1 protein-coding gene is annotated in these 244 nt (G+C 43.0%); it reads left to right on the top strand.

Features of this window, described 5'->3' with window-relative positions:
• Positions 1–244: LytS/YhcK type 5TM receptor domain-containing protein (locus tag RYX56_RS24595; RefSeq protein WP_317124419.1), on the top strand; the 244-nt coding region annotated here is incomplete at both ends.

Raw genomic sequence — 244 nt, 5'->3', positions numbered from 1 at the left:
ATCACATCTGTTCCATGCTTGATTACGAGTATTATTGCCGGAATCATATCGGGATACATTAATAGAAAGGTAAAAAGGTCATTACGCTGGATATACGGAATCGCAGCAGGAATGTTATCGGAAGTGCTGACGATGCTGCTGATTCTAGCCATGGCAGATCCGTTTGAGCTTGGAGTCGATATCGTTTCTAAGATTGCCTTTCCAATGATCGTCGGTGAAGTCAATATTGGCCTGATTGTCTTGC

Origin of the sequence: Alkalihalophilus lindianensis (assembly GCF_032843265.1) — a bacterium.
Lineage (GTDB): Bacteria > Bacillota > Bacilli > Bacillales > Bacillaceae_D > Alkalihalophilus > Alkalihalophilus lindianensis.
This window is presented reverse-complemented; position numbering and strand designations above follow the sequence as displayed.